This window comes from Shewanella sp. P1-14-1 (genome assembly GCF_001401775.1).
GTDB lineage: Bacteria > Pseudomonadota > Gammaproteobacteria > Enterobacterales > Shewanellaceae > Shewanella > Shewanella japonica.
On the sequence record NZ_LKTL01000003.1, the window covers coordinates 110,269 to 122,995 of the forward strand.

Consider the following 12,727-nt stretch of genomic DNA (forward strand, 5'->3'; position numbering starts at 1 on the left):
AAAAGCCCATCATATGATGGGCTTTTTATTCGAACCTTTTACGCTATCTGCTGATGTTCTATCTCTGTTCAACTACTCCAGCGATTAAATAACGCCCTACAAACCTTTGTCTTCCCACTGCTGTTTTTTACGGTAAATCGTTGAAGGACTGACATCTAATAAAGCAGCCGCTTTGGGGATGTTGCCATCACATTGTTCAATGGCGGTTTCAATGGTGATTTTTTCAGTAAGCCACAAAGGTTGAATATCTTCTTCCGATTCGATAGCGTTTATTCCACTATTAACTGGCATATTGTTATTAACAATATCATCTGATGTCGCGGCAGCGACGGTACTCTCACCAACAGCATGCGCTTGAGGTTTAGCATGAATATCTGTCACTGTTGCGCTCGTTACTGCTGTTTGTGCAACCTGTTCACTGACCTTGACAGATTTAACATTGGCTTGAGATAAAGCCGCAGTCACTTGAGCGGGTAACATGGAAATCGCAACTTCATCAGCCACATTTAACACTACGACTTGGCGAATAATATTTTGTAATTGCCGCACATTGCCAGGCCATGAATATAAACCAAAACAACGTTCAACCTCTTTGCTAAAGCCTTTAAAATTTTTGCCCTCTTCTTTGCTGTATTGCTTTAATAGCTTTTTAGCAATAGCAATAACATCTTTACCCCGTTGTCTTAATGGCGGTAATTCAATCGGAATAACGTGAAGACGATAATATAAATCTTCTCTAAAACGTCCTTCTTGCACTTCTTTCCAAGGGTCTCTGTTGGTTGCACTGATAAAACGCACATCGACTTTTTCTTCTTTGCTGCCACCCACACGCTGAAAAACACCCGTTTGAATGAACCGTAATAACTTACTTTGCAGTTCTAAATCCATTTCACAGAGTTCATCAAGAAATAGCGTACCACCATCTGCACGAGTAGCTGCACCATCACGATGACTGACTGCGCCAGTAAATGCCCCTTTTGTATGGCCGAAAATTTCACTCTCAATGAGATCTTTTGGAATTGATGCACAATTTAAGGCAATAAATGGGGCTTCTGATCGAATTCCAGCTTCATGAATCGCTTGTGCGCACACTTCTTTACCTGTGCCACTTTCACCCACAACAAACACAGAAGCCTTACTGTTAGCAACACAATCAATGGTGTTGTATACCGTTTGCATTGCCAGTGAGTCACCGATAAAACCATGAAAATTGGTTTTCGGTAAACTGTTCTCATAATTGGAAACTAACGCTAATAAATCCCTTTGCTTTAAAGCATTACGCACGGTAATCGATAAGCGTTTACTGTCGAATGGTTTGATCAAAAAATCAAATGCACCTGCACGCATTGCATCTACAGCGAGATCAATCGTGCCATGGGCGGTGATCATAATAACGGTAATATTTGGGTATTCTTTTTGCACCTTCGTTAAAATATCCATTCCTGACATGTCAGGTAGCTTGATATCTAATACTAATAAGTCTGGTTGCTTGCGCGCTAATTCTTTTAACGCATCTTCGCCAAAGTTAACATGAGTGACTTCAGCCCCTTCTGCGCAAAGGTACTCACTATAAAGTGCGCCTAAGGACATACTGTCTTCTACAAGAATGGCACTAAAACCCATTTGTTCATTCCTTATCATTCATTCGATTACTCTGATTTTTGAGTAATATTAAAGCGTTGCTGGATCAGGTTTAAACTCTGTTCAGCAACGGCAAACATTTCATTAAATAACGCATCTAAAGGCTCATCTTCTGTTCTTGAAGCCGCTTCTAATCTAACAGCAACATCAGCTAAGGTCTTAGCGCCGAAACTACCTGCACTACTTTTAATGGTATGCACTTCCGTTTCGATATCATGACGACTTCCTTGAGGCGTTAAGGCTTTAAGTGTATTAACCCGCATTATCGTCTCGTGATAAAACACTTGCATCATTTTGGCTAAGCTAGCTTCACCCACAGCTGAGAGTAATTCGTCAAAAACAGCCTCATCTAGCATGACCTCTGTGAACAATTCATCAGTGTCTGTGTCTGTAGAAACTTTGGGGGCGGATAATTCAGTACTTTGTTCGCTTATTTCAGCTGTCACCTTATCTTTATTTTCAACTTGCGGCTTGTCATGAGTTAACTCTATTTGCATCCCCATTCCCATTGAAGATGCCTGCTTTACTTGACCTAACCAATGACTCACACCTGAGATCAAATCAGATTTATTCACAGGTTTGCCAATACAATCAAGCATGCCAACGGCTTTACACGCAGCGATTTCTTCACTAAATACATTGGCAGTCATCGCCAAAATAATTTGATCTGGTTTATGAGCTAATATCTTTTGACATGCCTCTAAGCCATCCATTTCAGGCATTCTGATATCCATCAATATCAAATCAAAGTCTTGGCTCAGTGCTAATTCAACAGCTTCTACGCCATTTTTGGCATAGGTCATTACTGCGCCTTCATTGGTGAGCATTGTACCTGCGACCATCTGATTAGCAGGGCTATCTTCAGCTAATAATAGGCGGCAGCCTTGAGGTAAACTAGCGACTTTCTCTAAAGGCTTTTCATGTTTATTTTCAGCTGTCGCGCCACTAATTAAACTCAATAGCATTGCACGGCTTAACGGTTTACTCACCGATTCTTCAATGCCCAATTTTTCAATCAGTGATTGCGCATCATTATTAACGCCAGTGGCAAGAGCTGCGATATAGCCAGTTTCGAATAAATAATCACTGTGTAAAATACTGACGTCTTTTTCTTTAGCAGATAAGAGACATGCATCATCGAGCATGATTAAATCAAATCGTCCACGCACTATTTTACTATTAAATATATCGCTAACATGGTGCTCATACTTCGTTTCAACACCATATTGACTGTACTGTTTCTTAATCAGTTTGCACAAGGTTTCATCGGGGTGAATAAGGAGTACACGCGGGTGCTCTGGTAAGCGAACATTGTGATTACTGGCTTGACTAGATTCATCTAACAATACAGATAAGGTAAATTGGCTACCTTCACCCAGCTTACTTTCAACCACTAAGTTACCGCCCATCATTCGAGCAAGTTCTGAACAAATCGCTAAACCCAAACCTGTGCCTGCGTAACTTGTAGTATGAGTGTCATGAACCTGAGAGAATTCTCTAAACAGTTTCTCCTGCGAGGCATCCCCAATACCAATACCTTGATCAGTGACTCGACAACATAATTGCACTTTATCGTTATCACGATTTGGGATCCAAACTTCAACAGAGATACACCCCTCAGTAGAAAACTTAATCGCATTATCTACTAAGTTTTGCACTACCTGCCTAATACGCTGCGCATCACCCACCAGCTTTTGCGGTACATTTCGATTGATATAACTGGCTAAATGAACCCCTTTATCATGGGCTTTATGGGATAAGATTTGTAATACTTGCGCCACTAACTCGTCAGGTTCAAACTCTTTGGGCTCCAACACCATTTGGCCCGCTTCAATTTTAGAAAAGTCCAAAATGTCATTAATGGTACTTAACAGCACAGAACCAGCTTCTTTAGCCGTCCTAGCGTACATCCTCTGACCTTTCTCTAAGCTAGAATCAAGCAATAAATCAACACTACCGAGCACCGCATTAAGTGGTGAGCGGATCTCATGGCTCATTGTTGCTAAGAAGCGAGATTTTGCCTTACTGCCCTCTTCGGCTTGCTCTTTAGCTTGGCGCAGTTCTTCTTCTTTTGATTTCTGTTCTGAAATATTACGTAAGAAAGCGGTGTAATACATTTCGTCATCTAATTGAATCGGTATAACCCGCAACTCCACAGGGAATTCGTCTCCTGCTTTATTATGTGCTGGCACTTCTATTCGGTTATTCAACACTGGTCCTTCACCGGTTTTACGATGATGATCCATGCCATTTTTATGCGCCTTATGGAACCCTTCAGGAATAATCAAATCCTCAAGTAACTCGCCTAAAGCTTCCTCACGCTCGTAGCCAAACAACTTCACAGCTGCAGCATTAAACTCTTCTACTCGCCCGGCGATATTAATCGTGATTAACGCATCGTGGCTGGCTTCTAATGTTGCTAAATGAATTGATTGAGTTCGAGCCGCAGATGCTTGTTCCTTTTTAAGTTCAGACATGTCTTTAATAAAGCCAAGAAATAACACATCACCATCGATTTCCATTTTGGAAATAGACAACTCAATCGGAAAAAGGTGGCCTTCTTTATGTTGAGCTTTTAATGCTCGTCCACCACCTAAGCCAACAATTTTGGCGTCACCGCCTTTTAAGTAATCCTGAATATAACCATCATGCATAAACCTATCAGCCATCGGCATGAGAATGGATACATTCTGGTCTATTAATTCTTCTTTTTGATAACCAAATAAACTACTTACCGCTTTATTAACCTCGGTTATCACACCGCTAGTGTCAATTATCACAAAGCCGTCTGCTGCAGAATCTAAAATGGTATTTAATCGGACATTAGCACCTTGAAGATCGTGGCGCTGCTGATCTAAAAATTGCAGCATTTCATTAAAAGCATTGGTGGTATCTGTAATATCTTGAGTGCCAGGCTCGTTAACTTGAACCCCTGTATCGCCTTCGAGGACTTGTTTAGATGCCCGCTGGATATTGAACACATGCTTGATAAGGTTAAGTCCCTGATACCAAGATAAAATGGATATCAGCACAATCACGAGCAGCATCAAGGCACTGTATTTAATCGCGACACCATTAACGCTGTGATCAAACTCGTCAGTATTCACCATTACCTTAATAGCAACCCCACTACCGTTATTCGACTGGGCTTCAATAGGTACTAGGTTATCGATACGAACGGGCTGTTCAACTAATGCAAACTCACCAAGATTATTGCGCTCAGCGGCATATAAGCGTTTATCAGCTTGAAATACCTGCACAGATTCTATGTGGCTAATTTGATGTTCTTCGAGGGATTGCTTAAGTAATAATATAGATTGGCGTGGATTAGTGACATCGACACTATTGGCGACGAGTATGGCAGACAGATGCCCCTGCTGTTGAATTTCGGCTTGATTAGCGGACTTTATTACCCCTAAGGCGTTATAGATAAGCATCAATAACAATGCTGATTGCATCAACCCAATCGCAATGATGGCTTTTAATCTGAAAGACAAATTCCTTCTCCTATTGCATTTTGCAAATCAATCCATGTTTTCAAGCTGAAAAAGCGCTGACAGAGCTGACAATAACCACGCCACAACTCACTATGAATCACCTTGTTGCATTTTGCAAAAAATTATTCGCAAAATGAAAAAACATGAATAAACCTAAATAACAACATACGCTATAACACTGATATTAAACACTAAAAAAATTTAGGTACAGTAATTGCTTTTATCAGACATATCTCTATATTTTTAGGAAACAGCTATGCAAAATGCAAGTACAACGCCCAAAAGGTTGTCAATATTATTAGTTGAAGACACTTTTAGTGAGCGTTACTACATAGCAAGTTTACTCCAAAGCTTTCAACCTGATGACATCGAGTTTGAAATAACTCAATGTGAAGATGGGTTAACAGCACTTGATACCTGTAAACTGCATGATTTTGACTTAATCATCAGTGATTGGCGTATGCCCAATATGACGGGTATAGAATTATGTAAACGTTTAAAAGCCTCAAATAATCCCGCTTTTTTCCTTTTGCTTACTGGTAACGATAAAACTGAAGATATGGTTTATGCCATGGAAACTGGTGCTGATGACTACATTACTAAGCCTTTTTTAGCCTCTGTTTTAAAGGTGAAAGTTTTAGCCGCTGTGAGGTTAATACAAGCCAAAAAAAAAATATTAGAGAATAACCAAAAGTTAGAAATTGAATTAAACAACAAGCAAACTGAGCTTGAGCAAGCAGCGACTTTACAACAATCTTTACTGCCCAAAGAAGATTTATCATTCGATAATTGGCATGTTAAGCATTTTTTTGAACCTGCAGCAGAACTTGCTGGCGATATTTTTCAGTGTTTTAAAATTGATGAAGAGTGGATTGGTTTTTATGTGATTGATGTATCGGGTCATGGCGCTAGAGCTGCAATGCTAAGTTTCACCCTAGCTCAAGGCTTATCTCCTCAAAGAATGGATTGGCAGCTTGAACCAGAAGTGTTAATGCACAGATTAAACTTATTGTTTGATGACCCCGCTAATTTAGGCCAATTTGCCACGGTGATCCTTGGTAAAATCAATATTAAAACTCATCAGGTTTACATGTCTAGTGCAGGCCACCCAATGCCTTTAATCATTTCCAAAAATGATGTCCAAACATTATCTGTGCCTTCTGGTCTCCCTATTGGTATTGATAAAAACAGTCAATATTCAACCGGTGAGTATCAGCTTTATCCTGGCGAACAGTTACTACTTTTTTCAGATGGTGTTTATGAAGTCAATCATCCACAACATGGCATGTTTGGCTTAGCACGTTTCAAGCAGCGTTGTGCAGAAGCCAAAAATTTGCCTGCCAATAAACTACTTAAACACCTTACTTATGTATTAAACCTATGGAAGCAAAATCAACCTCAGGATGATATGTCGCTGTTATTGTTTACAGCACCCGAAACTTAGTCACTAAGCTTATGAATTACAAAGGCATAGTAATGAGAAAAGTATCGCAATGAACAGGCTAACGCTATTTTGGATCTGTGATGCCAAGATACAAGACAATCAGATAATTAAGATTGATTGATGCCAACGTTGATAACTAAATCATTTACTGCAAAGTAACCTAACCCATGAAGTGCTATAGCCACTTTTAAGGACTAACAATGAATAGTTTACAAATGAATTTAAACTTACAGCTCATGACACCTGAACAGATTTATGATGAAGTTGAGGCCTTTTTAATTGCCAACGAAATTACCTCTCTGCAAAGGTTCAAATTAATGCTCTGTATCTTGGAGGCCGTTAATAATGTATCGCAGCATTGCCCTGATAACACAGAGGATGTGACCTTGTTAGTGCAAAACAACAAAGACAATATCGTCGTTGATATTCTTGATACAGCAGAGTTTGTTGAGCTTTCTGCGCCTAAAAAGTGCCCGACTAACGATAGACCTAATGGCAGAGGCCTGTGGATCATGGATCAATGGATGGACAAGGTAAACAAGAAAGCCACCGTATTAGGCACTCATCTGCGACTCTCATTAGAAAAGGCAGCAATTTGATGACCAACAAAAATTGCGCAGCCCCGAGCAAGACTGGCTACAAGTTTACATAGAACAAGCTTATTGCTGAATGATACTGAATTCGACCTCCATCATTATTGTTTAAGCTTGTAGCCTTACTATTTGCCACCACTCCACTATTGCAACTTCTAATGCCGTATTCTCGTTCCTATAATCATTTTTAGAATCGAAACACTGTTACTTCTCTCACCACTTGCTTCTCTTTGCCTCTTATTTATATTTCCCTTTTATTGGGCCTGCTTCTTTACCCTTTTATATCACTTAACACATAACTTCAGTATTGCGCTTTATCCCCATATTTAAACATCAACATTCCAGCCTCTTAAACGTGTAATAGCCAATCACAGTTCTGCCTCAGATCAATTGATATGCGTTCATTTTGCAAATTGCAAACTGCAAATATCATCAAAAACCTCTGTTGCAAACAGCAATTTTCCTCTTCGCAAACAGCAAACCCAAATAGCGAAAAAACAAAACAAACACATAAACAATTGAAATAAAACGAATAAAAAGTTGGCATAGTACCTGCTATTAAAGACTACAAGCTTCAAATAAACAATACATATAGAAGCATCATTACAGTCTAGGAGCACGTTATGAAATTTGAATTAAAAGTAGCGCAACATGCGAGCGTAGTAACCCTACCAATAAGAATGTTTATGGCGCACACACCAACTTATAGAGCCGCACTTGTTGATTATATCGATAGAGGTCACACACGTTTAGTCATCGATATGCAGCACCTTGAATATATCGACTCTAGTGGATTATCAGTGCTTATATCTGCAAGAAATCAAGCACTCAATTATCAAGGCAACATTGTTTTGTTATCGCCAACACCCGCAGTGAGATCACTGATTGAACTAACACGTTTACATCATATTTTCGAAATCTTTGAAACGGAAAAATTAGCACTCGAGTTTTTACGTCACAGCAGCATTGTCGAAGAGTCTGATTTTGATAAACGTGTCATCGCTGATTTAGCCAGTTAATAAAAACTGACAATAACTGAAATTTTTCTAAACTAAACGTAAAGGGAATAACGCAATGAAAATGATTAATACTCTAATTTCAATCGCAATGGTCGCAAGTTTAACCGCTTGCGTCACCCCTTCGCAGCCAGCGCAACAGGACGTTTGTGATTTAGAAAAGCAACTTACTAGCTGTCACTATTTTGGTCAGCAAACACCTTACAATCGAAAAGTCAGTGCGGTTACCTCAAACCATACCACTTTTCCAACCGCGCCAATCTTTGGTGACAAAGCCATGATTGTCGATGCAAGTAATCAAGCATTGTCATTATCAGTAGGTGACAAAATCTCGATTAACATCCTAAACGGTGAAGAATTCAGTAAAGATGTTGAAGTGGATGCCGATGGTAATATTTATCTACCTTACTTACCTGCAATTGCAGCAAAAGGCTTAACACTTAAGCAGCTTAATACATATATCAATAAGCTACTCATTGATGAAAGATTAATGTTAGCTCACGCAGTGCGCATTAGTATTTTACCTATCAGCTGGGCGCCAATTGAAATTACGACTTCAGGTGCGGTATTTGAACCTGGTCAACACATGATCAATAAAAAACTACCGATAGAACTAAAAGATGACGGTAGTAATTATGCTGGTGACCAAGCCATTAACCGTAGTATTGGTGCCGCTGTAAAATCTTCAGGTGGTGTGCGCCCTGATGCTGATATTTCTGCGATTAAAGTTATCCGTAATGGTCAGGTTTTCAATATGGATTTACGTGGTATGCTAACAGGTGAAAAAGTACCCAGCATGACATTAATGGCTGGCGATCATGTTCATGTTCCATCGACACATTCATTTAATGATCAACTTGCTAGACCTTCACAATTGACAGCTCCAGGGATCAGGGTATTTATGTCAAACTTAACACAGCCAGCTAGCTCAAACAGTCAGTCAGCGGTCGATCGTGAAGCAACACGTTTTCCATATGGTACTCGCTTACTCAATGGGGCTATCGCAGCTAACTGTGTGGGTGGTGCGCAATCAACTAACGCAAGTCGATATGTGATACTTGTAACCAAAAATCCACTTTCAAATCAAATTGATGTTGTTGAGCGTTCAATTGATGGACTAATACAAAGCGCTTGGAATGATCAATCAAACCCAGTGTTACTTCCTGGTGATGGTCTTGCATGTTATGACTCTCGTGTTACCAACATGCGCGAAATAGCAAGAACAGTGACTGAGTTAGTCGTACCAACCACCCTTATTGGATGGTTGTAAGGAGTCAGCAATGAGCCGAATTCATGATGAAGATAAGACTCAAACCAGCACGGATAGCCAACAAGCGGCTCCTGTTATAGAACAAGCTATTGAAAAAGCCATTGCTGATAGCCAGCAACACACTGACCAACAAAATACTAAACAAGAAAAAGCCGACGACAACAATGACGAAACGAGTGAGCAAACAAGTTTCTCTGAACTTGCTTACTTATATTGGATAAAACGCGCCACATTAGAAGGCAGTAAACTGACGCCTAAATTGCGTAAACGCCTTTACCTTAAAACAGGTTTTGGCGCATTACTCATCATCTGGTTACTGGCAGGCATTTTCATTATGCTCACGCCAACGCAATACGTAAGCAAGTGGGTACTTATTTTACCTGGTGCAGCGGCGGGATCATCTTTAAGCCTTGATAGCTTAGGTCAAGCAAGTACCTCTAGTATTTCGCCTTACATGAGCTCTGCCATCGATCCACGAGAAAACTACAAAGCAATTTCAATGAGCACCTTGTTAATGCAAAGTGCAGCTCACTACCTTGATGTTTCAGCATCAGCCATTAAAAAGCCTAAACTAAAACTACCTAGTCAAACAGGCTTAATGGAATACAGTATTAAAGCTGACAGTCCAGAAGCAGCTCAAGAGCGAGGCTGGGCAATGTATCGCTCGTTGCAAAATATTTTAGATGATTTACGCGCCGACGAAATTGCTTTACGTGAAATCGGAATAAAAGAAGGCCTTAAAAGTTATTCAACTCGAGTAAAAGAAACCCAAAAGCAACTTTTAGATTTTCAATCTGAGCGCGGCTTAGTCACACTTGACCAATTTAAAGAGTTAGCGATTACTATCGAACGTCTGAGACACAGTAAAGTCACTATGCTTGCCGAATTACAAGGGTTAAATGCAAGTTACTTTTTATACGAAAACCACTTGGGTTTAAGTGATGCCCAAGCAGCAATGTTGCTAAAGCTAAATAATGACAAATTGTTCCAACAATTAGTTGAAAAGCACAATACAGCAAACACTATGTATATCGAAAATGCTGGCAGATTAGGTGCCCGCCATCCTGTTTTAGTGTCATTAAAAGCAGAGTTAGACAGTATTTTAGACAGCATGAAAAAACGCTTTAATACCGTGATCGGTTTTCAAGATGAAAAACTACTCATGATGCTCACTGTTGATGACGTTGATGGTCGAGCTGAAATGATGCAAGAGTTCATCACACTCGCCTCTAATCGCAAAGCGACCCAGTCAGAAGTTGACTCGTTAACTGCTCAAATCAATCAATGGGAACAACGTTTACAACACAGCAATGACGATGCAGCGAAACTTGCAGACTTACAGCGTGAACATCAATTAGCTTCGGCAGTATTAACTTCAGCCATGGCAAAAATGGATGTTGGTAAATCAGATATTTACACCGCTTACCCAATGTTGCAGTTACTGTCAGCACCAAGTTTGCCTGCATCACCCGATAAACTCGCCATTATTTTGATTATTTTCGGCGGTATATGTGCATCATTCATGTCATTAGTAGGACTAAGCATTTTATGGATTCGCAAACCATTATTACGGAAAATGTTGACGAAAAAATCATCTACAACTGCATAAGTTTTAGTTACTTATTCTGGTTATTAGGTGCGCTTTACGTCATTGCACCTGTGATTGCTTGGATTCTATTTTTGCGACTTCTTGTCAAAAAGTTAGATAACCAACCCGCATTTCGTATTAGCATCACACATTATGTTTGGGTACTAGGCATGTGGGTCATGTTAATTGCGTTGGTCGTTGGGCACCTGCAGTTTGGCCTTGGCACGGGCAAACTTATAAAATCCTCCATTGGCTGGGCTAAAGGTTGGGCTTTATTAGCGATATTCCCTTTAATCGGTTGCTTACCTATTCGACCTGAAATTATTTACCGCGCAAGTTGTCGAGTTTGCAAACATACCATCATGTTATTCCCAGTGTTTGTATTTGCTTGGGTCGCTGGTTTACCTAGCACTTTATATGTTTCCCCTTTAAGCATCATTGGTGGCCCAGGGCCTGAGTTTTTTAGTGTCAGCCTTTATGAAATTGACCCTGGAAGCGGTGTCCCCCGTTGGCGACTATTTACTCCGTGGGCACCTGCACTGGGGATGCTAGGGAATTTGTACTTTATTTTTGCCTTACAAGAAAAAAATGCAACATGGAGAAGATGGGGCTACGGCGGCAGTTTACTGATGATCCTCATGTCACAGTCTCGACTTGCCATTGTCTGCTACCTTGCATTAATTGGCTTTTTTACCACGCTGAGATTTGTGCGTTCTCCTTGGTTGTACTTATTGCTCAGCCCTGTGATGTTATTTGTCGGTGTTATCGGTGAATCCACCATTTCTAAAATTGAGCAAAGTATCGATGCCGTTAAAGCGGCTCGTGCCGACTCTACTCGAGTAAGACAAGCTTTGGCAGATATTGCTGTTGAACGGTGGATGAACGAAGCAGTTGTTTTTGGCCATGGTATTGTCGAGCGAGGCCCACATATGGTGGAGTATATGCCGATAGGTTCGCATCACACTTGGTACGGATTGCTATTTGTTAAAGGGGTCGTAGGTGCTGTCGCGTTAGCCATCCCTATGTTAGTCACCTTTATCACCTTGCTAATACGCCTTTTTAGCAACCCATTAGCCAAAGTAGGCATGGCTATCTTACTTATGCTAGGACTGTATACCTTTGGGGAAAATTTAGAAATTCTCGCCTATTTATTTTGGCCAGGTCTTATTGTATTAGGCATGGCCCTTCGCGCTGAAGAGCCTGACGACGTATTTGCTAAAGCAGATGCACTGGATGCTCCATAACAAATGAATGCTTATAGCTTTTTAAGAATAAATTGGCACCATTGAACATCATCTCTTGCAGGCACGTCTGCCTGCCCTCTAATGCCAAGTTTAAATTCAATGACTGATTGCCATTCATCTGAGCCAATATCTGGACCATGTCCTTGGCCGTCACCAGCACTCACTTTTTCAGCAATAACTAAAAACTCTTGCTCTCCACACTGTTCCTGCATTTCTACCGAAACTTGTGCTTTTGCAGCAACGTCTTGTTCTTCACCACAACCTATCAGAAACCCAGATACCAGAAATGTACCAATCAATAACCTTAGGTCTGGGAAGCTCGTTTTGATTGCTTTTGCTACTTTTACTTTTATTGTTCTTACTTTAATCACTATTTATACCTCAAGGTTAATCGCTCTATCTCAGCACAAGTTTATCTTTAAATATCACTTAAT

9 protein-coding genes are annotated in these 12,727 nt (G+C 40.3%); 6 read left to right on the forward strand and 3 right to left on the reverse strand.

The features are described 5' to 3' along the window. Nucleotides 1-96 precede the first annotated feature (96 nt). Both AN944_RS02760 and AN944_RS02765 read right to left on the reverse strand, forming a co-directional pair. Nucleotides 97-1,623, reverse strand: coding sequence for a sigma-54 dependent transcriptional regulator (locus AN944_RS02760; protein WP_055023057.1), 1,527 nt, complete (start codon nt 1,621-1,623; stop codon nt 97-99). 26 nt (nt 1,624-1,649) lie between these two features. Then, entirely contained in the window at nt 1,650-5,138 is a 3,489-nt protein-coding gene (locus AN944_RS02765) for a PAS domain S-box protein (RefSeq protein WP_055023058.1), read from the reverse strand. Nucleotides 5,139-5,394: 256 nt separating this feature from the next. Here AN944_RS02765 and AN944_RS02770 point away from each other — a divergent pair, with 256 nt between their 5' ends. The 6 genes from AN944_RS02770 (at nt 5,395) to AN944_RS02795 (ending at nt 12,293) form a co-directional block, all read left to right on the forward strand. Continuing rightward, complete coding sequence (locus AN944_RS02770; RefSeq protein ID WP_055023059.1) at nt 5,395-6,582, forward strand: fused response regulator/phosphatase; 1,188 nt, start codon at nt 5,395-5,397, stop codon at nt 6,580-6,582. A 200-nt stretch (nt 6,583-6,782) separates the two neighbouring features. Beyond that, nucleotides 6,783-7,181, forward strand: coding sequence for an ATP-binding protein (locus tag AN944_RS02775; RefSeq protein ID WP_055023060.1), 399 nt, complete (start codon nt 6,783-6,785; stop codon nt 7,179-7,181). A 617-nt stretch (nt 7,182-7,798) separates the two neighbouring features. Then, on the forward strand, nt 7,799-8,194 hold the full coding sequence (locus AN944_RS02780; protein ID WP_055023061.1) for an STAS domain-containing protein: 396 nt from the start codon (nt 7,799-7,801) through the stop codon (nt 8,192-8,194). A gap of 55 nt (nt 8,195-8,249) precedes the next feature. Then, nucleotides 8,250-9,461 carry a polysaccharide biosynthesis/export family protein gene (locus AN944_RS02785; RefSeq protein WP_055023062.1) on the forward strand — a complete coding sequence of 404 codons (1,212 nt, stop codon included), beginning with the start codon at nt 8,250-8,252 and terminating at the stop codon, nt 9,459-9,461. Between the two features lie 10 nt (nt 9,462-9,471). After that, nucleotides 9,472-11,070, forward strand: coding sequence for an exopolysaccharide biosynthesis protein (locus AN944_RS02790; protein WP_235530839.1), 1,599 nt, complete (start codon nt 9,472-9,474; stop codon nt 11,068-11,070). Continuing rightward, nucleotides 11,010-12,293 carry an O-antigen ligase family protein gene (locus AN944_RS02795; protein ID WP_055023063.1) on the forward strand — a complete coding sequence of 428 codons (1,284 nt, stop codon included), beginning with the start codon at nt 11,010-11,012 and terminating at the stop codon, nt 12,291-12,293. Before AN944_RS02790 ends, AN944_RS02795 begins: the two co-directional genes overlap by 61 nt. 11 nt (nt 12,294-12,304) lie before the next feature. On the opposite strand, the gene AN944_RS02800 is transcribed toward AN944_RS02795, so the two are convergent. Beyond that, nucleotides 12,305-12,664, reverse strand: coding sequence for a hypothetical protein (locus AN944_RS02800; protein WP_055023064.1), 360 nt, complete (start codon nt 12,662-12,664; stop codon nt 12,305-12,307). Nucleotides 12,665-12,727 lie beyond the last annotated feature (63 nt).